Origin of the sequence: Microbacterium sp. NPDC056234 (assembly GCF_042267585.1) — a bacterium.
In the GTDB taxonomy this organism is placed as follows: domain Bacteria; phylum Actinomycetota; class Actinomycetes; order Actinomycetales; family Microbacteriaceae; genus Microbacterium.
The window spans coordinates 1-21,469 of sequence record NZ_JBHJTE010000005.1; the positions used below are offsets into that span (position 1 = coordinate 1).

The 21,469-nt window shown below is 67.5% G+C and carries 19 protein-coding genes; 2 read left to right on the plus strand and 17 right to left on the minus strand.

From position 1 onward, the window contains the following. The first annotated feature begins 90 nt into the window (after nucleotides 1-90). The gene (locus ACFCYE_RS13780) at nucleotides 91-1,500 is read left to right on the plus strand and encodes a sugar nucleotide-binding protein (RefSeq protein ID WP_376179586.1); all 1,410 of its coding nucleotides are present in this window, start codon (nucleotides 91-93) and stop codon (nucleotides 1,498-1,500) included. 65 nt (nucleotides 1,501-1,565) lie between these two features. Here the strand turns inward: ACFCYE_RS13780 and ACFCYE_RS13785 are convergent, their stop codons facing one another. Beyond that, nucleotides 1,566-2,861 carry a nucleotide sugar dehydrogenase gene (locus ACFCYE_RS13785; protein ID WP_376179588.1) on the minus strand — a complete coding sequence of 432 codons (1,296 nt, stop codon included), beginning with the start codon at nucleotides 2,859-2,861 and terminating at the stop codon, nucleotides 1,566-1,568. Nucleotides 2,862-2,948: 87 nt separating this feature from the next. Between ACFCYE_RS13785 and ACFCYE_RS13790 the strand changes: the two genes are divergently transcribed. Beyond that, nucleotides 2,949-4,121 (plus strand): acyltransferase family protein, encoded by a 1,173-nt coding sequence (locus ACFCYE_RS13790; protein WP_376179589.1) that lies wholly within the window; start codon nucleotides 2,949-2,951, stop codon nucleotides 4,119-4,121. 19 nt (nucleotides 4,122-4,140) lie between these two features. On the opposite strand, the gene ACFCYE_RS13795 is transcribed toward ACFCYE_RS13790, so the two are convergent. From ACFCYE_RS13795 to ACFCYE_RS13870, 16 genes are read right to left on the minus strand one after another with little or no spacing between them, the layout of a single operon-like run. Beyond that, nucleotides 4,141-5,358 carry a hypothetical protein gene (locus tag ACFCYE_RS13795; RefSeq protein WP_376179591.1) on the minus strand — a complete coding sequence of 406 codons (1,218 nt, stop codon included), beginning with the start codon at nucleotides 5,356-5,358 and terminating at the stop codon, nucleotides 4,141-4,143. Between the two features lie 4 nt (nucleotides 5,359-5,362). Next, complete coding sequence (wecB, locus tag ACFCYE_RS13800; protein ID WP_376179592.1) at nucleotides 5,363-6,445, minus strand: non-hydrolyzing UDP-N-acetylglucosamine 2-epimerase; 1,083 nt, start codon at nucleotides 6,443-6,445, stop codon at nucleotides 5,363-5,365. A gap of 28 nt (nucleotides 6,446-6,473) precedes the next feature. After that, complete coding sequence (locus tag ACFCYE_RS13805) at nucleotides 6,474-7,529, minus strand: glycosyltransferase (protein WP_376179593.1); 1,056 nt, start codon at nucleotides 7,527-7,529, stop codon at nucleotides 6,474-6,476. Beyond that, the gene (locus ACFCYE_RS13810) at nucleotides 7,519-8,787 is read right to left on the minus strand and encodes a hypothetical protein (RefSeq protein ID WP_376179595.1); all 1,269 of its coding nucleotides are present in this window, start codon (nucleotides 8,785-8,787) and stop codon (nucleotides 7,519-7,521) included. Before ACFCYE_RS13810 ends, ACFCYE_RS13805 begins: the two co-directional genes overlap by 11 nt. Then, on the minus strand, nucleotides 8,784-9,926 hold the full coding sequence (locus tag ACFCYE_RS13815) for a glycosyltransferase (protein WP_376179596.1): 1,143 nt from the start codon (nucleotides 9,924-9,926) through the stop codon (nucleotides 8,784-8,786). The genes ACFCYE_RS13810 and ACFCYE_RS13815 overlap by 4 nt, the downstream gene beginning before the upstream one ends. Further along, entirely contained in the window at nucleotides 9,923-11,011 is a 1,089-nt protein-coding gene (locus ACFCYE_RS13820; protein ID WP_376179598.1) for a glycosyltransferase family 2 protein, read from the minus strand. Before ACFCYE_RS13820 ends, ACFCYE_RS13815 begins: the two co-directional genes overlap by 4 nt. After that, nucleotides 11,008-12,789 carry an ABC transporter ATP-binding protein gene (locus ACFCYE_RS13825; protein ID WP_376179600.1) on the minus strand — a complete coding sequence of 594 codons (1,782 nt, stop codon included), beginning with the start codon at nucleotides 12,787-12,789 and terminating at the stop codon, nucleotides 11,008-11,010. Before ACFCYE_RS13825 ends, ACFCYE_RS13820 begins: the two co-directional genes overlap by 4 nt. Then, nucleotides 12,786-13,772 carry a Gfo/Idh/MocA family oxidoreductase gene (locus tag ACFCYE_RS13830; protein WP_376180147.1) on the minus strand — a complete coding sequence of 329 codons (987 nt, stop codon included), beginning with the start codon at nucleotides 13,770-13,772 and terminating at the stop codon, nucleotides 12,786-12,788. The genes ACFCYE_RS13825 and ACFCYE_RS13830 overlap by 4 nt, the downstream gene beginning before the upstream one ends. Continuing rightward, nucleotides 13,769-14,866 carry a DegT/DnrJ/EryC1/StrS family aminotransferase gene (locus tag ACFCYE_RS13835; RefSeq protein WP_376179601.1) on the minus strand — a complete coding sequence of 366 codons (1,098 nt, stop codon included), beginning with the start codon at nucleotides 14,864-14,866 and terminating at the stop codon, nucleotides 13,769-13,771. The genes ACFCYE_RS13830 and ACFCYE_RS13835 overlap by 4 nt, the downstream gene beginning before the upstream one ends. Further along, the gene (locus tag ACFCYE_RS13840; protein WP_376179603.1) at nucleotides 14,863-15,468 is read right to left on the minus strand and encodes a DapH/DapD/GlmU-related protein; all 606 of its coding nucleotides are present in this window, start codon (nucleotides 15,466-15,468) and stop codon (nucleotides 14,863-14,865) included. The genes ACFCYE_RS13835 and ACFCYE_RS13840 overlap by 4 nt, the downstream gene beginning before the upstream one ends. Before the next feature lie 11 nt (nucleotides 15,469-15,479). Further along, entirely contained in the window at nucleotides 15,480-16,697 is a 1,218-nt protein-coding gene (locus ACFCYE_RS13845; RefSeq protein WP_376179604.1) for a glycosyltransferase family 4 protein, read from the minus strand. Further along, nucleotides 16,694-17,095, minus strand: a complete 402-nt coding sequence (locus ACFCYE_RS13850; protein ID WP_376179606.1) for a DUF2304 domain-containing protein — start codon at nucleotides 17,093-17,095, stop codon at nucleotides 16,694-16,696. The genes ACFCYE_RS13845 and ACFCYE_RS13850 overlap by 4 nt, the downstream gene beginning before the upstream one ends. Then, nucleotides 17,092-17,820: a glycosyltransferase family 2 protein gene (locus tag ACFCYE_RS13855; protein WP_376179607.1), complete on the minus strand. Its 729-nt coding sequence runs from the start codon at nucleotides 17,818-17,820 to the stop codon at nucleotides 17,092-17,094. The genes ACFCYE_RS13850 and ACFCYE_RS13855 overlap by 4 nt, the downstream gene beginning before the upstream one ends. A 32-nt stretch (nucleotides 17,821-17,852) precedes the next feature. Then, nucleotides 17,853-19,787, minus strand: coding sequence for a DUF6541 family protein (locus tag ACFCYE_RS13860; protein ID WP_376179608.1), 1,935 nt, complete (start codon nucleotides 19,785-19,787; stop codon nucleotides 17,853-17,855). Then, a complete protein-coding gene (locus ACFCYE_RS13865; RefSeq protein ID WP_376179610.1) occupies nucleotides 19,784-20,521 on the minus strand; it encodes an ABC transporter ATP-binding protein in 738 nt (245 codons plus the stop codon). The genes ACFCYE_RS13860 and ACFCYE_RS13865 overlap by 4 nt, the downstream gene beginning before the upstream one ends. Further along, entirely contained in the window at nucleotides 20,518-21,456 is a 939-nt protein-coding gene (locus tag ACFCYE_RS13870) for an ABC transporter permease (protein WP_376179612.1), read from the minus strand. The genes ACFCYE_RS13865 and ACFCYE_RS13870 overlap by 4 nt, the downstream gene beginning before the upstream one ends. Between the last annotated feature and the right edge of the window lie 13 nt (nucleotides 21,457-21,469).

Genomic DNA, 21,469 nt, shown 5'->3' on the forward strand with positions numbered 1-21,469 from the left:
CGCCACCATCGACTGGTACCGCACCAACGAAGACTGGTGGGCACCCTCCAAAGACGCCACCGAAACCTTCTACGCCTCCAAAGGACAGTGATGACCGAATTCGGCAAGGCGCTCTCGATCTCGGAGACCTCGATCCCGGGTCTGCTGATCGCAGAGCTCCCGGTGCACGGCGATTCGCGCGGGTGGTTCAAGGAGAACTGGCAGCGCGAGAAGATGATCGCCGCAGGGCTCGAGGACTTCGGCCCCGTGCAGAACAACATCTCGTTCAACGACGCAGTCGGCACGACCCGCGGCATCCACGCCGAGCCCTGGGACAAGTGGGTGTCCGTGGCGACCGGTCGCATCTTCGGCGCCTGGGTCGACCTCCGCGAAGGCTCCACCTTCGGTGCCGTTTACACGGCCGAGATCGACCCGTCCCGGGCGATCTTCGTGCCCCGCGGCGTCGGCAACTCCTACCAGACGCTCGAGGCGAACACCGCGTACGCGTACCTCGTCAACGACCACTGGTCCCCCGACGCGTCCTACTCGTTCCTGAACCTCGCTGACGAGACCGCCGGCATCGACTGGCCCATCCCGCTCGCCGATGTCGAGATCTCGGACAAGGACAAGGCGCACCCCCGCCTCGCCGACGTCACCCCGATCGCGCCCCGCAAGATCCTCGTCCTCGGAGCCGGCGGACAGCTCGGACTCGCCCTGCGCGCACGCCTGGGCGACGCCGCGCACATCGAGTACGCCACCCGTGCCGAGCTCGACGTCACCGCCCCAGGCCTCGCCGGCGCCCGCCGCTGGCGCGACTACGGCACGATCATCAACGCCGCCGCCTACACCGCGGTCGACACCGCAGAGACCCCCGAAGGCCGCGCCGCCGCCTGGCAGGCCAACGCCCTCGCCGTGGCGCAACTGGCGCGTATCTCCGACGACAACGGCATCACGCTCGTGCACGTCTCCAGCGACTACGTCTTCGACGGCACAGCACCCGGCGCCTACACCGAAGACGACGGCTTCAGCCCGCTCGGCGTCTACGGCCAGACCAAAGCCGCCGGCGACCTCGTCGTGCAGACCGCGACGCGCCACTACATCGTGCGCACCTCCTGGGTCATCGGCGAAGGCAAGAACTTCGTCGCCACCATGCGCTCCCTCGCCGAACGCGGCATCGACCCGAAGGTCGTCAGCGACCAGATCGGCCGCCTCAGCTTCACCCGCGACATCGCCGACGCCATCCTGCACCTGCTCGAATCGGGTGCCGCCCACGGCACCTACAACGTCTCCAGCGCCGGCGAACCGCAGTCCTGGGCCGACATCGCCCGCACCGTCTACCGCCTCACCGGGCACGACCCCGCCAGGGTCGGCGACGTCACGACCGCGGACTACTTCGCGGATGCCGCCGGCCCGGTATCGCCCCGACCACTGAACAGCGTGCTCGACCTCGCGAAGATCACGGCGACAGGATTCACGCCACGCGACGGCGCTGAGGCACTCGCGGAGCACCTCGGGGTCTGAACCGGTCACCCCGAAGACGAAAACGCCCCGCAGCTCCTGGCTGCGGGGCGTTCTCGTCTTCGGAGTCAGGCCGCAGCGCCCACCACGATGCGCGGCGTGCCGGCCCACAGTGCCGCGTCGGACGCGTTGCGTCCGTCGACGAGAAGCTTCACGCCGGGGATGCTCGACGGAGCGAGCGTCTTGTAGTCGGCGTGATCGGTCTGCAGGATCGCCAGCTCAGCGGCATCCCCGATGGCGTACGGCTGGAAGCCGAGCGCGCGCAGTTCGTCGTCGGTGTACAGCGGGTCGTGCACGGCGACGTCGGCTCCGCGCTCGGTGAGCGCCTTCACGGTCGGGAAGACGCCGGAGAACGCCGTCTCCTTCACTCCCCCGCGGTACGCGGCGCCGAGCACGACCGCACGGGTTCCGGTGAGATCGCCGAGGATTCCGGCCGCCTGCGCGACGAGGCGCTCCGGCATCGACGCGTTAAGCTGACGAGCGACCCTGACGATGTCGGCATCCGGATCCGTGGCCAGATACAGGCGCGGGTAGACCGGGATGCAATGACCGCCGACGGCGATCCCCGGCCGGTGGATGTGGCTGTAGGGCTGCGAGTTGCAGGCCTCGATGACGCGGTACACGTCGATGCCGTGGGAAGCCGCGAAGAGGCCGAACTGGTTCGCGAGGCCGATGTTGACGTCGCGATAGGTCGTCTCGGCGAGCTTCGCCATCTCGGATGCCTCGGTGGAGCCGAGGTCCCAGACGCCGTTCGGGCGCGGCAGGTCGCTTCGCTCATCGAACTGGAGGACGGCCTCATAGAACTCACGCGCACGGCGGGTGCCCTCTTCGGACAGCGCGCCGATGAGCTTCGGGTACTTGCGGAGGTCCGCGAAGACACGACCGGTGAGCACCCGCTCCGGCGAGTAGACGACATGGAAGTCGACTCCCTCGGTGAGACCCGAGACCTCTTCGAGCATCGGCTTCCAGCGAGTGCGGGTCGTACCGACCGGAAGGGTCGTTTCGTACGACACCAGCGTCCCTGGCGTCATGTGCTCGGCGAGCGATCGCGTCGCGGCGTCCATGTAGCGGAAGTCCGGCTCCCATGTCTCGTCGTCGACGAAGACGGGCGCGACCAGGACGACGGCATCCGCGCCGGGGATGGCCTCGGCGTAATCCGTCGTCGCGCGCAGTCTGCCCGCGGGGATCAGCTCGGCAAGGCGCTCCTGCAGGTGGGCTTCACCGGGGAACGGCTCCTGCCCCGCGTTGATCATGTCGACGGCCCTCTGGTTGACGTCGACCCCGACGACATCGTGCCCCGAAGAAGCGAACTGGATGGCGAGGGGAAGCCCGATCTTTCCAAGGGCCACGACGGCGATACGCATGGGTTCCAGTCTATGCGGCCGAAGTTGTGCGGACGCCCACGCGGCGAGCGCGGTGACCGCGCACCGCGGCCATACAATGGGAGAACTATGGCGAGCCCACTCCCCCGGCCGGCGAGGACGCCTCGACTGGACTCACTGACCGGGTTGCGGTGGTGGGCTGCTCTGGCCGTCTTCGTCTTCCACATCCGCAACATCGTTCCCCTGCCGGGCCCGGTCACGGAGATCGCGCTCTACGGCAACTACGGCGTCGCCTTCTTCTTCATCCTGTCCGGGTTCGTGCTGACCTGGTCCTGGCGCCCTTCCGTCGGGATCGGAACGTTCTACTGGCGCCGACTCGCGCGCATCTATCCACTTCATCTGGTCACGCTGCTGCTCGCGATCCCCGTGTTCTACAGCTTCGATCCGGATCCGGCTCAGACCTGGGTGAAACCGTTCGATCTGGGCGTGCTGATGCTGAGCCTCCTGCTGCTGCAGGGCTGGTCGCGGGATCCGGTCATCCTGTTCTCCGGCAATCCGGCGGCGTGGACGCTGACGGCGGAGATGTTCTTCTACGCGCTGCACCCGTTCATCACACGAGTGATCCGTCTGTTCACAGGCCGTGTCGCGATGATCACGACGGGCATCCTCCTGGCGCTCGGCTTCGCGGCACGCGCGGTGATCATCGCCGATCCGTCGGGCTGGCTCGCCGAGCTCCCCTGGCCGGTTCTCCGGCTGAACGAGTTCGTGATCGGCATGTGTCTCGCCTGGGCATTCCGCCAGGGATGGCGTCCACGCCTTCCCGTGTGGATCCCGGTCGCTCTTCTGGCCGGTTATGTCCTCGCTGTTCCGGTACTGCATCGCCTGCCGCAGACCACGGCTGTGCACGCGGCACTCTCCGGCTACACGCCCGAGACGATGGTGGTGCTGTTCGCACTGCTCATCTGCGCCTTCGCGTCCGCCGACCTGGCAGGGCGTTCCCGGTGGTCTCGTGCTCGCCCGCTGGTCGCGCTCGGCGAATGGTCGTACGCCTTCTACCTGATCCACGCGACCCTGATCTATTTCGTCCTCGGCCTCATCGGCCCGCAGCCGGGGCTGAGGGGCGTGGTGTGGACGGCGCTCCTCCTCGGCGCGGCGATCCTGTGCGCATGGGCGCTGCACGTCCTGATCGAACGCCCGGTCGAAAGCCGACTGCGCGCATGGCAGAACGGCATCGTGGCCAAGCGCGCCGCGCGCCGGACCGCAGGGAGCCCGTCCGAACCCGTGTCCGAGCCGCGGGCCTGACGCCCGGACGCCGGCCCCGCTACTGCATTGCCGCGCCGAGGAAGCCGCCGAGGACCTGCGATGTCAGCGCGCCCGAATGCACCTGACGGACGAAATCAGGCCCCTTCGCGGCCACCGCCCGACGCCGTTCCGGATCCGCCGCGAGCACCCTCAGCACCTCATCGAGCGTGTCCGGATCGGCCTGGACGATCGGGACATCCAGGCCGGTCTCGGCTCTCACGTGCGCGCGCACGTGGTCGTCGACGTTGCCGACGACCACTCGCCCGGCGGCCAGCGCTTCGCACGCGGCGACGCCGTAGCCGCCCAGCAGCAGCTGGTCGACGACCACGTCCGCCTGGCCGACGTGACCGGGCATCGCCGCAGCGGGAACGTTCTGCATCCGCACGTACCGGAGGACGCCGGCATCCTGAAGTCGCTGCGCCGCGCGATCCACGTGTTCGGTGCCTTTGACGTGTCCTGCGCTCGGGATGTGCACCACGATCGGCACCGTCGCGTCGACCGGATGCGTGGATGCCCAGCGCGCCGGGTCGACGACGACAGGCAACCAGCGCGAGCCCGGCGCGTCTGCAAGCAGATCAGGAGTCGAGACGAAGACCGGTCCGTCGAAACCACGCAGCACGGCGCTGTTCGCATCCGCAGATCGTACGGCGGCGGCCAGAGCGCCCGGACCCACCTCAGCGAACGGTGAATGCGGATGCATGTTCACATGCCGTTGCGGATGCCGGATGTCGGTGCCGTGGCAGATCAGCGCGACGTGCACGCCGCGCTCGCGCAACCATACGACGTCGTCGAGGACGACAGCGCCGGTACCGCGTCCGAAGGGCGATGCGAACGACTCGATCATCACGTGGCTGAACCGCGTGACGGCCGCTCGCTGATCGGCTCGCCAACGCCGCGACGCCGTGAACACCTCGGCTGAGACCGTCCAGTCCGAAGGGGCGCCGAACGACCCGTCGACGACGACCCCGAGATTGACCGCCTCCACCGCGTCCGAGGATGCCGTCCGCGCCCACTCCCGTCCCTGTCCGGCGTAGTTGAGCGGTGCGATCAGCAGGCGGACGCCGAGATCGGTCCGTGGCTCCGCCACCGGCGGCAGCTCACCGTGCACCAGAAGCACATCCTTCGCCCAGGCGATGGGACCGCGCTCTGCCGCAAGCGCCCCGTCGATCCATCGCCGGAGGAACGCCGGCGCGCTGCTGCGCACCCGGATCGCGATCCTCGAGGCGCTGATGGGCATGCGCTCACACCGCGCTGGTCGAATGGCCGGCTGCGATGAGCGTCTTGACGACGCGTTCGGCGGCATGCCCGTCGCCGTATGGTGCAGCATCCGTGCGCTGCGGCGCCGAGCGCGTGACGGCAGCGGCGATCTCATCCGCCGAGTTCGCCAGCACATTCCAGCCCAGTTCGACCGTCTCCACCCACTCGGTCTCCGAACGGACCGTGGTGCACATGACGCCGAGGAGGAACGCCTCCTTCTGCAGACCGCCGGAGTCGGTGACGACGCCCGCGCTCGACACGACGGCAGCGATCAGGTCAGGGTACGCGAGTGGACGGTGAGCGATCAGAGAGCCCTGAGTGAGGTTCACGCCGTGATCGGATGCCTTCGCGACCACGCGCGGGTGTGCGAGCAGAATGACCGGTCGGTCGAGACCTGCGAGGCCGGCGACGACCGCTGCGAGGCGCTGGGGATCATCGGTGTTCTCGGCACGATGAATGGTCGCGAGGTAGTAGCCGCCCGGCTCCAGGCCGTACTCCTCCAGCAGCTCCGACGGCTGCCCCGCCTTCTGCGCGCGCACGTCGAACAGCACATCGGTCATCACGTCGCCGACGAGAACGGTCCGGTCGGCCAGACCTTCATTCGCAAGATGCTCGACGGCCACCGCCGTCGGTGCGAGGAGGAGATCGGCGGCGTGATCAGTCATGACACGGTTGTGCTCCTCCGGCATCCGGCGGTTGAAACTGCGCAGGCCCGCCTCGAGGTGCGCGACCGGGATGTGCATCTTCACCGCGCTCAGCGCGGCGGCGACCGTCGAGTTCGTGTCGCCGTAGACCAGCACCCAGTCGGGCCGATGCTCGTCGAACACCGCATCCAGCGAGGCGAGCATCGAGCCGGTCTGCACCCCGTGAGAACCGCTGCCGACGCCGAGGTGGACATCCGGCGCCCCGATCCCGAGGTCTTCGAAGAACACGTCGGAAAGCATCGGATCGTAGTGCTGACCGGTGTGGACGATCACGTGGTCGACCCCGGCGGCCTTCGCCGCCTTGTGGATCGGGGCGAGCTTGACGAACTGGGGGCGCGCGCCCACCACACTGACGATCTTCACGAGACACCAGTCTACGGCGTGGGCGGGTTCAGCCTCGAAGCGCCCACCATGTCGCTGCACTGAACCGCAGGGGCGCATCCCGGTCGAACAGCCGCCAGGTTCGAATCGGAACCAGTGCACGGAGGCTGGCGAACCGGCGGCGCCGCTGGGACAGCAGGTCGATTCTGGAGTCGGTGGATGTCGGGTCGCGCAGCGCGTCGGCGAGCAGTCCCTCGGCTCTGGAGAGCACCTCGGTGCTCTGAGGCGAGAACTCGGCGAGCGCAGCAGCCATCGCCGAGGCCGTCGAACGGTCATCCGCCGACCACGCGCCCGCTCGATAGTGCACGGCCCCGAACAGGTTGACGCGCCACAGCTTCACACCGATCGCCCGCCGATCACGCGCGGACAGGGACAGCACCCAGGGGTCGCGGATCAGCAGCTCGACGGCGCGCACATCCTCCGCCAGTGTGCGCTTGGTGAAGGTCACCCGTTCGTTGTCATCGTGGATCAGGTAGTACGCGGATTCTCGGCATCCGGCGATGCGAGCGCCGGAGAACCACAGTCGAGTCGAGTACGCCAGGTCCTCCCCCGTCGCCAGTCCTTCGGTGAAGCGCAGATCGCCGAACTTCGCGCGTGAGACGAGTCCGAGGGGCGCGGTGCGGAACGCGAGTCGGTCACGCGCTCCCCGCAAAGAGGATCGACGAAGCGTCGGCGGGGTCGGAACGCGGGAACCGCCGGCGTGGCGCAGCGGGGCGATGACGACGTCCGCGGCGTGCTGGGCCGCGGCGCGCCGCCACGCGTCGATCGCCCCTGGTTGGACCGCATCATCCGAGCCCATGACGGACACGAAGGCCCCGAGGGCGAGGTCCAGACCGCGGTTGAAGGGACCGGCCGGGCTGCGGGTACCATCGTCCAGCGCATCGATCACGATCCGCGGGTCGTCTGCCAGAGAGCCCAGCCGGCTGCGGATCGGGTCGATCGGGATGTTGTGGCACACCACGATCACTCGGGCGACCGCTTCGGATTCCAGTGCGGAAGCGACGGCTCGCTCGACCGGGCGCGCTGGATCGTGCACAGCCACGATGACATCGACGTCAGCGCCCATTCATGTCACCGATCCAGTGCGTCGTCAGGACTTCTGCGCTGCGACGCCCATCGTGGACCTCTCGGACGAAACGCCGTGAAGCCCGGCCGATCTCGTCACGCGCGTCGGAGTCGGCCGCGAGCTCCCTGAGCACCTGGCCCAGTGTGTCCGGTGTCGCCTGCACCAGCGGAATGTCCTGCCCCGTCGTGCTCTGCACGCGCTCGCGCACCCAGGCATCCAGATGCCCGACTGTCACGCAGCCGGCGGCCATCGCCTCGCAGGCCGCCACCCCGTACGAGCCGAGCCGGAACTGGTCCAGCACCACGTCGGCCGCCGCGAAGACCGCAGGCATGTCGGCGTGCGCCACCCCGCTGATGCGCCGATACTCGATCACGCCGTCGGCCTGCAGCGCCTCGAGCACCGGTTCGATGAGCGGCGTGCCCTTGATGCGAGGATTCGTCGGTGCGTGCACGACCCGCAGCGGCCCCTCCGAACGTACGCGCTCGACGCGCTCCCAGCGCGTCGGATCGATGACGACAGGGCACCAGTGGGCGAACGGGAGGAAGTCCATCAGGTCGGGAGTCGACACGAACACCGGCACCTCGAGCGATTCGAGGAGGCGCACGTTGCGCTGGGCATCGCGTGCCTCCTTGCCGAAGTACCAGTCCTTGTCACGGTACGGCGAGAGCTCCGAGCGCTGCGCGTGCTGTTCGGGCATGCGCACGTCTGTCCCGTGCGCGATCATGGCGACCGCTGCGCCGTGCTCCTGAAGTGCGCTGACCTCACGATGCAGATCGCGGTCGAATTTCCGGCCGAACAGCGAACGCTCGGCCTCGATGAGGATGTGACTGTATTCGATCGCACGGTCGAAAGCCGCGTCCTGCCACTGCGGCGACAGTTCGTACACCGCCGGCGGCACGACCGAATCGGCGGCGAAGGAATAGCCTCCGGTGACCGAGAGGGCGACGTTCACCGCGTCTATGCCGGTGTCCCGCAGCCCGCGCGCCCACTGCGCTCCCTGGGCCGAGTAGTTCACAGGTCCGATGTACACCGACGGCTGCGAGGCAGGCGACCGCACGGGCGGCGGCACATCCGAAGGCTCATAGGTCCACTGCATCCGACCGGCGAGGCGTCCCAGCGCGCTGCTGGGATTCTCCGCGATGCTGTCGATGAATCGATTGGCGAAGTCCGGCAGATGCATGCGATGCGCGAGCACGAACCTCCACGCGCCGCGCACAGGTGCGAGCAGGACGTTCAGAATCCGAGCAGGTGACGTCATGCGCGCTTCTCGGCGATCGCGTGGACGGCGTCGACCCACACCTGCTGCTGCGCCTCCGCCGACAGCGCTGCGCTCGCGCGATCAGACGCGTCCTTCCAGCGGGCGACGTCGCCCGGTGCGAGCTCATCCAGCGCCCGACGCAGCGATTCGGTGCTGAAATCCGCCGTGACGACGCCGATCCCGTGCTCATGGACGACCCGCGCCATCTCCTCGGCCGGACCAATCACGAGCGCGAGCCGCGCCTGCACGAAGTCGAACACCTTGTTCGGGAGCGCGTACGCATGATTCAGGTTGATCGGCTTGGGCTGGTAGATCCCGATGTCGTACGTGTTCAGCGTCGGGACGAGTTCGCGATAGGGCAACGGCTCCCTGATGCGCGTCGGAGACTTCTCGCGGTCGATCAGCTCCTCCAACGACCGCCGGTACTCCGGGGTCATCGAGACGAGGTAGAGATCCAGCTCGACGGGAGTGCTGGTGCGGGCGGTCGCCTCCACGAGCGATTCCAGGCCGCGCTCCGCGTCGCCTGCGCCGCTGTAGACGAGCCGCAACGGATCCGAGACCTCCCCCGCGGCGAGGTTCTGATGCGGGGACGCATTGGTGACGACTGCGACGTCGAGGTCGAACACGCGTCGGTACTCCTCGGCGATTCGCGAACTCACCGTCGTCGCGGACGCGGCCCGCCGCACGTACGTCCGAAGCAGCCAGCGGTACAACTGCGATCTGTGACGCATCCACGCGGCGTTCTCACCGTGCAGCTCGGGCCAGTACTCGTGCAGATCGCAGTGCACCCGCTCGCCGCCGTACAGCGCCACCGCGAGCCCTGCCGTGTCGAGGTCGTTGGAGATCACTACGTCGAAGCGCCGTCCGCGCAGGACCTTGCGCGCCGCTCTCACGGTCGGTCCCGTCCAGTAGGCGGTGCGGTAGCGCCCGAAACGCACCAGCGCCTCGTCCCAGAGCCTGCGCGCCCGGTGCGGCCTCGGGATGCCGAGCTCGATGTGCTCGACCCGTTCGTCCGGCTGAGGGCCGAAGCCGCACGTCGTCACGTCGAATTCCTCGGCGAATCCGCGCACCTGCTTGAGCACGCGCGCGTCCGAGGCGATCGGCGAGAACGAGATGATCAGCATGCTGGGCTTGTTCATCCCCACCTCCGCTGCCGGATCGCGTAGACCATGTACCGGCGCAGGATCGACTCACGGTCCAGAGTCGCGCTCGCTCGTCGCGGCAGCAGCCGTTGCGTCCTCGACTTCTGCGCGTCCGATGCCGCGATTCCGGCGACGATTCCCTCGGACGTCGTCGACGACCGGATGGCATCGATGAGCGTGCGCTCCTGTCTGGACAGAGGATGCAGCGCGCGGGCATCAAGCGCGAGCAGCCGGTCGAGCAGGTCGGCCAGCGCCTGAGCATCCCCTGGTCGCCAGTCCTCGGGGCGAGGACGGGATCTGGCCGCGCCGAGCACGCTGATCCGGATGAACTTCACCGCAAGGGCGCGACGATGAGCCGGCGACAGGCGCGCCGGCACGTCTCCGTCGAGCAGCCGATGCAGAGGCCGCATCGTCTGCTCGATCGTCAGCGGCGTGTGCGAGGTTCGCTCGCGGGCATCCGTGCCGATCACGTAGCAAGGAGCACGGAACGGGAAATCGATGCGCGTGGCCTCCGCGAACAGCCGAACCCCGAACTCGATGTCCTCTCCGACGGGAACGCCCTCGGTCATCGACAGACCGAGGCTGCGCATGGTGTCGGTGCGGACGAGTCCCAACGGTGCCGAGCGGTAGAAGAGCCGGTCGCGCGCAGCGTCCAACGATGTCGTCCGCCGAGGACGCGGCAGCGGGTTGAACATCATCGGCTGGCCGTCGATGCGGATGGGTGCCACGACCATGTCGGCGCGGCCGGACCTCGCGGCCGCCATCCACGCCTCGATCGCGCCTGGCTCCAGGAAGTCATCCGACCCCATCACCGCGCAGTACTCGGCCTCGGCGAGCGCGAGTCCGCAGTTGTACGGGCCCGCTGGACTCGCGATGCCATCGTGATGCTCGATGACCCGCCAGTCGCCGTCGATGCCCGCGAGACGCTGCTGGAACGCTTCAGCCGGCTGGCCATGAGCCACCACGGTCACCCGTACGTTCTCGCGTGCCGTGTCGCTCGCCAGCACGGACCCGACGGCCCGCTCGATCGGCCGGGACGGATCATGGCACGCGATCACGAGATCGACGAACCGGCTGGTCATGCGAGCCCCGCAAGCTGGGCCTGCTCGGCGAAGTTCGGCACTTGCTCGACCAGATCGTCGAAGGTGCCACGCGCTGCGATCGTGCCGTCCTGCATGAAGCACACCAGGTCGCTGTCACGAATGGTCGAGAGACGGTGCGCGACGGACACCGTCGTCACCTTGCCCTTCAACTCGCGGAGCGCCTTGGTGACGAGAGCCTCGGTCTTGGTATCGAGCGCGCTCGTCGCCTCATCCAGCACGAGGACGAGCGGGTCGGTGTAGAGCGCCCTGGCAATCCCCAGACGCTGACGCTGGCCTCCGGAGAGTGCGATCCCTCGCTCGCCGATCGGCGCACGCAGCCCGCCTGCTCGTTCCAGGACGGTGTCGAGCAGCTGCGCTCTGCGCAGACTCTCCTCGACCCGCGCGTAGTCGATGCGCTCCTCGTCCCAGCTCAGTGCGACGTTCTGCGCGATCGTTCCATCGAAGAGCGCTACCTCCTGCGGCACGTAGCCGACGCGCCGCCGCCATGCGGCCATGACATCGACGACGGACTGACCGTCGAGCATGACCGAGCCGTGCTGGGGAGTCAACAGGCCCAGCAGGATGTCGACGAGCGTCGACTTGCCCGAACCGGACGCACCGACCAGCGCGAGCGAAGATCCCATGGGGATCTCGAGGTCGATGTCGTGCACGGCCGCGATACCGGCGCTCGGGTATGTGAAGGAGACATCGGACAGCTTCAGCGAGTGCGGCTCATCCACGAGCGGCATCTGTCCGAGTCGCTCCTGCTGCTGCATGTAGACGTGCGAGGCCTGGATGTCCTCGATCACGCCTTCGACGTGCGGGAGGTTGGCGGTCGTCGACGTCACGATCCCCTGGAAGCCCGTCAGCGACGGAACCAGACGGAAACCCGCGACGGCGAACAGCGCGACCGATGCGAGAGCCGAATCGAGGTCGCCCACCAGCATCCCGACACCGCCGATGAGGAGGAACCCGCCGACCAGTGCGGCGTTGAGGACGAATCCGGGCAACGAGCCGAGGAAGTTCATGTTGGCTCTGGCGCGGGTGCTGAACGATCGGTTGTACTGCACGATCTCCGCGATCTCGCCGGTCTTGTCTCGGAGCGTGATCTCCTTGATCGCCTGCATCATCTCGGTCATGAGCGCCGCGACCTTCATGGAGTAGTCGCGCGCGACCCGGCCTGCCTGGACCGTCCGACGGGAGATCACGAAGTACAGCACGACCATGATCGCGCCCAGGTACAGCACCGTGATCACGGCAGTGACCGGCTGCGAGATGAACAGCACGGCGAGGATGAGGACGAAGGTCATCGCCATCGCGGGGAATTGGATGATCGGCAGCACGAATCCCGTGATCGAGTTCGCGATGCCCACATCTGCGATGCGCACCACGTGCGCCGTGTTGCGCGTGATCCGAAGCGTCCAGGGAGCCTTGATGTAGGAATCGAACAGGCGCCGCCCGATCTCCAGTTCGAACTGGGCGAGACGACGCGTGGCGAACCACTGCTGAAGCGCCGACAGGCCGGACTTCAGCAGGATCAGCACCGCCACCGCGACGATGACCCACACGAAGGCGTCTTCCGTGATCGTGCCGATGAGCGGCAGCGTCACGGAGGTCCCGGTCGTCATCGGCGGCAGCGTCAAAGCCAGCAGCATGAGCGCCGCCACGTCGAGCACGGCGAGCAGGCAGGACACAGTGACGTACCTGACCAGATACCCGCGGGCATCCGACGGGAGGTACGGCATCAGCTCCCGCAGCTTGGCGAATACGCGGATCACAGTCGGATCGACATCCCATCGGATGCCGATTGCAGCGCCGCCTCGACCACGCTGAGCGTGTGCAGCCCCTGGCGCATCGTCACCAGTTCGCTCGGCTCTCCCAGAACAGCGTCGCGGAAGGCCTCGTGCTCGACCCGCAGCGGCTCGCGTTTGGCGAATGCGTAACGGGTGATATCGCCCTCGGACACCCCGCGGAAACTGGAGATGCTCTCCCACTCCAGCGGAATCGTGCCGTTGGCGTAGAAAGTGAGATCGCCCGTCGCGGTGTCGGCGATGAAGGTGCCACGGTCGCCCGTGACGACGGTCACCCGCTCCTTCATCGGGGTGAGCCAGTTCACGAGATGATTCACGATGATGCCGTTCGAGAGCCGGCCCGTGATCGTGATCATGTCTTCGAAGCTTCGCCCGCTCTTGAACGCCGTCTGCGCGAACACGGAGGCGTAGTCGGATTGCGCGACCCACGCGGTCAGGTCGATGTCGTGCGAGGCAAGATCCTTGCCGACACCGACGTCCGCGATCCTGGCGGGGAAAGTGCTCTGACGGCGGGTCGCGATCTGGAAGACGTCGCCGATCTCGCCGCCCTCGAGACGTCGGCGCAGCTCCTGCAGCGCGGGGTTGAACCGCTCCACGTGCCCGACCGCGCCGATGAGACCCTGTGATTCGAATGCATCCACCATCCGCTGACCGGCCTCGACGCTGTCGGCGATGGGCTTCTCGACGAGCGTGTGCACACCGGCAGCCGCCAGCTTGAGCGCGGCGTCCTCATGGAAGCGCGTCGGAACGGCCACGACCGCGATATCGATTCCTGCCTCGATGAGGGCATCGATGTCGGGAAGCACCTCCAGGTCGCCCGCGACGCCGTGCGGATCGCCGCCGGGATCGGCGATCGCGACGAGATCGACGCCGTCCACTTCACGCAGTACGCGCGCGTGGTGGCGTCCCATCATTCCGACGCCGAGGAGTCCTGCACGCAGCGCCATCAGGAACCCGCTCCGGCCACGGCGTTGACCGCTGCGACGATGCGCTCGAGATCTCCCTCTGTCAGCGATGGGTGCACGGGCAGCGAGACCACCTCGCGCGCAGCACGCTCGGTCTCGGGCAGGTCGAGCCCCGGTGCGTACGGCGCGAGGGAAGGGAGACGGTGATTCGGGATCGGGTAGTACACACCCGCGCCGACGCCGTGCTCGTTCTTCAGCGCTGCGACGAATCCGTCCCGGTCCTCGGTGACGCGGATCGTGTACTGGTGGTAGACGTGCGTGGCCCCGTCGGCGACCGGCGGGATGACCACTCCGTGAAGGTTGGCGTCCAGGAAGGCCGCATTGGCCTGACGGGTCTTCGTCCAGGCATCCACCTTGGTCAGCTGCACCCGACCGATCGCCGCGTGGATGTCGGTCATGCGCGCGTTGAAGCCGATGACCTCGTTCTCGTACTGACGCTCCATGCCCTGGTTGCGCAGCAGCTTGACACGGCGCGCGATGTCGTCGGTCGCCGTCGTGACCATGCCGCCTTCGCCGCTGGTCATGTTCTTCGTCGGATAGAGGCTGAACATCGCGAAATCACCGAAGGTCCCGACCGGACGACCGTCGAGGGCCGCGCCGTGCGCCTGCGCGGCATCTTCGTACAGAGCGACGCCGCGCGCCGCCGCCAGCGCCTCGAGTTCGCGCATACGAGCCGGGTGCCCGTAGAGGTGCACCGGGAGGATGCCCTTCGTCTTCGGCCCGATCGCCGCGGCGACGGCCTCAGGATCGAGGCTGAACGTCTCGGGCTCGATGTCGACGAACACGGGGGTGGCGCCGGTGAGTGCCACCGAGTTGCCGGTCGCGGCGAAGGTGAAGGACGGCACGATGACCTCGTCACCGGCACCGACGCCCGCAGCGAGCAGGCCGAGGTGAAGGCCCGCTGTTCCGGAGTTCACGGCGACCGATGGACGCCCCTGCACGAAGTGCTCGGAGAACTCGCTCTCGAAAGCTGCGACCTCCGGACCCTGCGCGACCATGCCGCTGCGCAGCACGCGGTCGACCGCCTCGCGCTCCTCATCGCCGATGATCGGCTTGGCGGGGGGAATGAACTCGCTCACACGTTCTCCTTGCTCAGTGCGCCATCGTTCTCGATGTAGCGGGTGCCGCTTGCGGGGCAGATCCAGACGCCGTCCGCGTCCGAGGGGGTGAGCGGATGACCCGACTCTCCCACCCAGCCGATGCGGCGCGCCGGGACGCCGGCCACCAGCGCATATGCGGGGACGTTCTTCACGACGACCGCACCGGCGGCGACGGTCGCCCAGGCGCCGATGGTCACGGGTGCGACGCAGGTCGCACGGGCGCCGATGGACGCGCCGCGCTCGATCGTGACGCCGACGGGTTCCCAATCGTGCGCGCTCTTCAGCGACCCGTCCGGGTTGATCGCACGGGGGTACGTGTCATTCGTCAGCACGACGGCCGGTCCGATGAAGACCCCGTCGCCCAGCTTCGCCGGCTCGTACACGAGCGCATAGTTCTGCACCTTGCAGTTGTCGCCCATGACGACTCCGGTGCCGATGTACGCGCCGCGCCCGACGATGCAGTTGACGCCCATCCGGACGTCCTCTCGGACCTGCGCAAGATGCCAGATCGACGATCCGTCGCCGATCACGGCGTTCGGAGACACATCGGCGGAGTCGACGATGCGCACGGATTCAGTCATGAAAATGCCTTTCACTCCGGTCGAGAGGTGCCACCGGAAGCCGTGTTCAGCTTACCGGTGCGCGCCAGAGCGACCTGAGAGACCACTGCCGACACACGCGATGCCACGGCATCGAGGGAGGCATGCTCAGTCGCCCAGGTCGCACGCTCCGCGCGCAGGCTCTCCGTCTCACCGGTGTCTGTCTGGGTGAGCAGCGTGCGCATGGCGTCCGCGACGGCTTCAGCGGTGAAGTCGACGGCGAGGCCGAGCCGCGCCGAGCGCACCAGTTCTGCGCCTGCCCCCGCTCCGGCGAACAGCACCGGCGTACCGATGGCCGCGGCGGCATAGGTCTTGGTGGGCTTGGCGAAGTCGTAGCCGATCCCCGGCACGATGCTCACGAGCGACGCCACAGCGCCTCGTATCCACCCGGCGGATGCTGTCGGGCTCACCACTCCGCCGAAGCTGACGCGACCGGGGATCAACTCATCGGAAAGCGTCCGGAGCGCCGACTGGACGGACCCCTGTCCGAAGAAGCGCAGCTTCACGTCCGGATGGTCGTCCGCGATGAGCGCCAGAGCACGAACGAAGATATCGGGCTGCTGCCATTCCGACATCGTGCCCGTGTAGACGAAGTATCGGTCATCGGTCGCCGGTTCGACCTCGGGGGCGAACACCGCGGTGTCGATCCCATTGCCCACCGTGGTGATCCTCGCCGGGTCCGCACCCAGCGTCACCAGGCGTGCGGTGACCTCGTCGGAGACGGAGATGATGCCGCGCGCACCCCGCAACACGGTTCGCTCGAGTCCGCGGATGACCGAGATGACCGGGCGTGGAGCAGCCATGGACACGACACCGTCGGTCCAGACATCAGCGGCGTAGTACACCACCGGGCGGCGCTTGAGCCACGCGACGATCAGCACGACGAGTCCTGTCGTCGGGGGCGCCTCCGCGACGGCGACGTCGAATCGGCGAGCCAGCAGGCGCAGGATCAGCGGCACGTCGAAACTGAGGTACTGGATGTATCCCCGAACGTTTCCTCCGCGATCACGCAGCACCGGCCAGCGGCGCACGACGACGCCGGCCGGGTCGGTGACGGTCGGCGCGTGCTTCGGCGGCCGCGTCGTCAGCACGGTCACCTCGGCGCCTCTGCGCGCGAGCGCGCGCCCGAGCGCTCCGAGGCGGAACGCGCCAGCACTGACCTCGGGCGGGAACAGTCGTGACGCGATGAGCGCACGCATGGGTCGGCTCATTCGTGCGGGTCTCCGTCCGCGCGCTCGGCGCGAGCCGAGCGGTCGTCGAGACGTCGCTCGAGCTCTGCGATCCGGTTCTCCTGGAATGCGGACTGCTCGGCAAGCGTGCGCAGCTTCTCCTCGACCCTCGTCAGCTCGGCACCGTACTGCAGGCTGACCAGGAACAGCAGACCGATCGCGACGAAGAACACCAGGTTCGTCGGCACCGTGATGCCGAGCGTCTGAGCGGCCCAGGTGAGCGTCTGCGGGAAGACCGCGATGACCAGTGCCAGCACGCCGCCGACGAACCACCAGACGGCGTGACGCTCACGCAGCGTGCCGCGACGCATCAGTTCGATGATGGCGATCAGCGCGAGAACAGCGGCGACGATTCCGAACGCATAGGTGACCGGGCTCATGATTCGCCCTTCAGCGGAGTACGAGGACGCATCATCGCGAGCGCGAAGGCTGCGCACGCGCGAACGAGGTAAACGGCGGCCTTGAACGGGTTGTGAGACGGAACGCCGGCCTGACGCTGGCGCATCTCCACCGGAACCTGATCGATGATCAGCCCCGCGCGAGCCGCGATGACGAGTGCCTCGATCGTGTCGCCGAGATACTCGGCGGGGAAGTTGTCGGCGAACAGCGCGATCGCGCGGGGACCCGCGGCCTTGAATCCACTGGTCACATCCGTGAGCCGGGTGTGCGCGACACGGCCGATGGTCGTGGCGAGAAGCCGCATGGCCCACTTGCGCGGGCCGCGGACGCCGTAATCGCCGACGCCGGCGAATCGCGCTCCGATCACGAGGTCGGCACCGACGAGTTTCCGCAAGAGTTCTGCGACGTTGCGGGGGTCGTGCTGACCGTCCGCGTCGACCTGGACGACTGCATCGAACCCGTTGTCCCTGGCGTAGCGGAAGGCGGCGCGCATGGCGCCGCCGACTCCCAGGTTGAACGGCAACGTCAGCACGATCGCCCCTGCGTCAGCAGCGCGCGTGCCCGTGCGATCGCTGGATCCGTCGTCGATGACGACGACGGTCGCATCCGGGATCGCTCGGCGCACGTCACGGACAACGTCCGCGACGGACTCTTCTTCGTTCAGCGCCGGTATGGCGACGAGAACGGTCTGATCTTCCGGACGCATCGTGTCAGATTCTACCGACCCGGTGGGCTGGGTCACGGCGCGCATGCTGTGATCCTCCATAGCGAGACATCACCCTCCTCCGCCACGAACTCGAATCCGTCGTGCTCCTCGAATCCCGTCATGCCCGGCATGACGTAGCGACCGGGATCCACTTCTCCTGGCCCGAAATCCAGGACGTACTCCGCGCTTCCGAAGTAGTCCAAGGCGTCGCAGACCTCGGGTAGCTCCGCGGCGTCGCTCAGCCCGTTCGCGAGCACCTGCCACTGCGGCTGCGTCGGCGGCGACCACGTGCGGGGATACACATCGACACCGCTCAGGAAGTACCCGAAGCCCGATCCTGTCGACGGATTGCCCAGTACGACGACGCCTTCCTCGACGAGCTCGTCCAGCGACTCCAGCATCGCGCGCTCGTCGGCGTCGAGGTACGCCTCGCTGCCGTTCTCGTCATACGTCGATCCAGGGAAGAAGGAGTCCTCCGTGATCCTGGGCATCTCGACAGGACGCAGCACGGTGATGGCGATCATGAAGAGCGTCGCCGCCACGAGCCCGACGACGGCTGCCGCCCTCGAATCCTGTGGGCGGCGCGTCCATCGGGCGACGGCCGTGACGATGGCGTCGAGACCGATCGCCGCGAGCGGGATCACCGCGATCGGCGCAAGTGCGGCGATCCGATAGGGGTCGGCATACCAGGCACCCAGCACCACATTCCGGACCAACGGATTGCCGACCGAGGCGGCGAGCACGTAGAGGAGTGACATCGCCAGCCACGCCACCACCAGCCAACGGAAGGAGGCGCGTCGCACAGCCACGACCAGACCGACGAGCATGAGCGCGCTGATCCCGAGGGCGAACGGGATCATCACCTGCCCGTTGAGGACGACGTCGAGGGCCGCCTGCAGCTTTCCGCGGAACGGCGCCCAGTGCGATCCGCTGGTCCCCTGCGACATGACGAACCAGACGCCGGCGAGGGCGACCCAGGCCACCGCGACCGCGACGATCGCCGGCGCTGCCGACCTGCCGTCGCGGCGCCGGAGGACCTGGAATGTCAGCCAGATCAGGCTGATCGCAGCCCACGGCAGCAGCGCCGCGGGCTGTGCCAGCAGCAGCGCACCGATGACGACGAGCACGAGAAGCAGACTCCGCACGATCGCCCGTACACGATCGCCGCCCTGGCTCCACCGCCGCACGGCGACGACCACGGCCACGCCCGCGGGTATCAACGCCGTGGACAGCGCGTTCGGGAACAGCACGCCCCACTGGAACATCAGCAGCGGGAACGTCTGCAACGCGCCGGACAGCACGGCGGCGAAGGCGGCAATCCGGGCGGATGCCGTGATCTCGGTCGTCATCCAGGCGATGCCGAGCGGCCACATCACAGCGCCGATCAGCAGGGTGAGCATATTCGCCGCAACGGGGATGGACGCCCCCGACATCAGGACGATGAGGGTGACGATGTCGTGCCAGGCCGCCGGGTAGAAGCCGGTACCGCCGACGACCGCGCTGATGTGCAACGCTGAGGCATTGCCGGTCTCCAGCGCGAATCGGACCGCGTTCATGTGGAAGACGGCGTCGTTCGTCTGCGAGATCGCTTCGGGGTCGGCGATGAACGTGATCAACCGCGCCGCGCCGATCACGATGCCGATCGACAGCGCGGTGGGCATCAGCCAGCGCGGAGAACCCGAACCCGCCGGCCGCGGCAGTCGGTTGCCCAGCAGCCGCCCGATCACCCACGCGATGACCACGAGCAGGACCGCCCCGATGGCCCAGGTCAGCGGCGACCATGGGATGCCGAGCAGTCCGGCGCCGAGCGCTGCGAAGCCGACGGTCGCCGTCCCGAACAGCGGTGCCGCCGCGAGCAGAGGGAGCCCGCGAAGGCCCACCCCCCATAGTGCGAGCACACCGGGGACGAAGACCACGAGGACACCGACGAGAAGAGCCGGTGTTTGCGCGATCCAGTCCAGGATCACGCGTCCACCAGTGCGATCGCGCCTTCGATCTCACCGTCGTAGATGACGTCGCCCTTGTTGATCACGACTCCCCGCGTGCAGAGCTCGCGGACCATCTCCATGTCATGGCTCACGACGACCAGCGTCTTGCCCTCGTCGATGAGCTCCTCGAACTTCAGACGGCATTTCTCGCGGAACGGAGCGTCGCCGACCGAGAGGATCTCGTCGACCAGGAGGACATCGAGCTCGACGTGGATCGCGACCGAAAAGGCCAGGCGCATGAACATGCCGGACGAGTAGTGCTTGACCTCCTGGTCGATGAACTGCTCGATCTCGCTGAAGGCGACGATGTCGTCGTAGCGTGCTTCGATCTCGTGCTGCTTCATTCCGAGGATGGCGGCGTTGAGAAAGACGTTCTCGCGCCCGGAGAGCTCAGGATGGAAACCGGCGCCGACCTCGATGAGGCCTGCGACTCGGCCGCGGGTGAGCACCTGGCCGTCATCGGGCTCCATGACGCCGGAGACCATCTTGAGGAGCGTCGACTTGCCGGAGCCGTTGAGCCCGAGGATCGCGACGGATTCGCCCTGGCCGATCACGAGGTCGATGCCCTTGAGAGCTTCGAACTCGCTCGTGAGCTTTCGCCGTTTGATCCAGGACACGACCGTGTCCTTGAGCGAATACGCGTGGTTGAGTGTGAACCGTTTGTGCACGCCGTCGACGATGATGCTGGGCTTGATGGTGGTCTGCTCGCTCATAGGTCTTGCGCGAACCTTCCTTCGAGGCGGCGGAACACCAGTTGGCCGAACAGCAGAGTGGCCACGGCGATGAGGAACGTCCACAACGTGTTCCACAGCAGTCCGGGCGGCAGATCCATGAGCTGGGTGCCCACGTAGCCGGACGCGGACACCATGCCCTCGGTCGCGGGCCGCCAGAAGGCGTAGTGGAACAGCTCGACGCCCTGCGTGATGGGGTTCAGCAGATAGATCTCGACGATCCATTGCGGCCAGCCGAGCGTGCCGACGATGGCGTCCTGGACCTGAGTCCACGAGTACAGGACGGGCGACGCCCACGTCGCCAGCAGCAGCATGAGCTCGACGATGTTCTCGGCGTCCCGGAAACGCACGTTGATCGCGCCGAAGAAGAGGCCGAGACCGAGGGAGAACACCATCACGATGATCATTCCGGCGAAGATCGCGAGAACGCCGAGGATCGAGACATGCGTGATCCATCCGAGCAGCAGGCAGACCACCAGCAGCAGACCGACCTGAGGCAGGAAGTGCACGAAGGCGACGATCACCGCTGAGACCGCGAAGAGCTGCCGCGGCAGGAACACCTTGCGGACCAGGGCCGCGTTTCCCACGATCGAGGTGGTCGCGTTCTTGAAGCCCTCGGAGAAGAGGTTGATCACGACGATGCCGCTGAACAGGTACACGGCGTAGTTCGGGATGCCGCGGTCCAGGTTCATGAACAGGCCGAGCACGACCCAGAACACCAGGAACTGGGCAGCCGGCCGCACGTATGACCAGGTCCAGCCCAGCACGGAATTGCGGTAGCGCGTCGTCACGCCGGTGCGCACGAGCAGGCGCAGCAGGTAGCGCCAGCGCACCACGTCGATCAGGCCCCGGCTCTTGCCGGGGATGTCGAACTCGGAGCGCGGGACGGCTGCGAAGAGGTCTCGGGTATCAGTCACTGGCCCACACAAT

Excerpts from the sequence above, each read along its gene's own strand:
- ACFCYE_RS13850 (WP_376179606.1), bottom strand. The coding sequence starts at position 17,095 with ATGAGCCCGGTCACCTATGCGTTCGGAATCGTCGCCGCTGTTCTCGCG.
- ACFCYE_RS13790 (WP_376179589.1), top strand. The coding sequence starts at position 2,949 with ATGGCGAGCCCACTCCCCCGGCCGGCGAGGACGCCTCGACTGGACTCA.
- ACFCYE_RS13840 (WP_376179603.1), bottom strand. The coding sequence starts at position 15,468 with ATGACTGAATCCGTGCGCATCGTCGACTCCGCCGATGTGTCTCCGAAC.
- ACFCYE_RS13855 (WP_376179607.1), bottom strand. The coding sequence starts at position 17,820 with ATGCGTCCGGAAGATCAGACCGTTCTCGTCGCCATACCGGCGCTGAAC.
- ACFCYE_RS13815 (WP_376179596.1), bottom strand. The coding sequence starts at position 9,926 with ATGAACAAGCCCAGCATGCTGATCATCTCGTTCTCGCCGATCGCCTCG.
- ACFCYE_RS13865 (WP_376179610.1), bottom strand. The coding sequence starts at position 20,521 with ATGAGCGAGCAGACCACCATCAAGCCCAGCATCATCGTCGACGGCGTG.
- ACFCYE_RS13820 (WP_376179598.1), bottom strand. The coding sequence starts at position 11,011 with ATGACCAGCCGGTTCGTCGATCTCGTGATCGCGTGCCATGATCCGTCC.
- ACFCYE_RS13785 (WP_376179588.1), bottom strand. The coding sequence starts at position 2,861 with ATGCGTATCGCCGTCGTGGCCCTTGGAAAGATCGGGCTTCCCCTCGCC.
- ACFCYE_RS13780 (WP_376179586.1), top strand. The coding sequence starts at position 91 with ATGACCGAATTCGGCAAGGCGCTCTCGATCTCGGAGACCTCGATCCCG.
- ACFCYE_RS13845 (WP_376179604.1), bottom strand. The coding sequence starts at position 16,697 with ATGAGCCGACCCATGCGTGCGCTCATCGCGTCACGACTGTTCCCGCCC.
- ACFCYE_RS13795 (WP_376179591.1), bottom strand. The coding sequence starts at position 5,358 with ATGCCCATCAGCGCCTCGAGGATCGCGATCCGGGTGCGCAGCAGCGCG.
- ACFCYE_RS13810 (WP_376179595.1), bottom strand. The coding sequence starts at position 8,787 with ATGACGTCACCTGCTCGGATTCTGAACGTCCTGCTCGCACCTGTGCGC.
- ACFCYE_RS13805 (WP_376179593.1), bottom strand. The coding sequence starts at position 7,529 with ATGGGCGCTGACGTCGATGTCATCGTGGCTGTGCACGATCCAGCGCGC.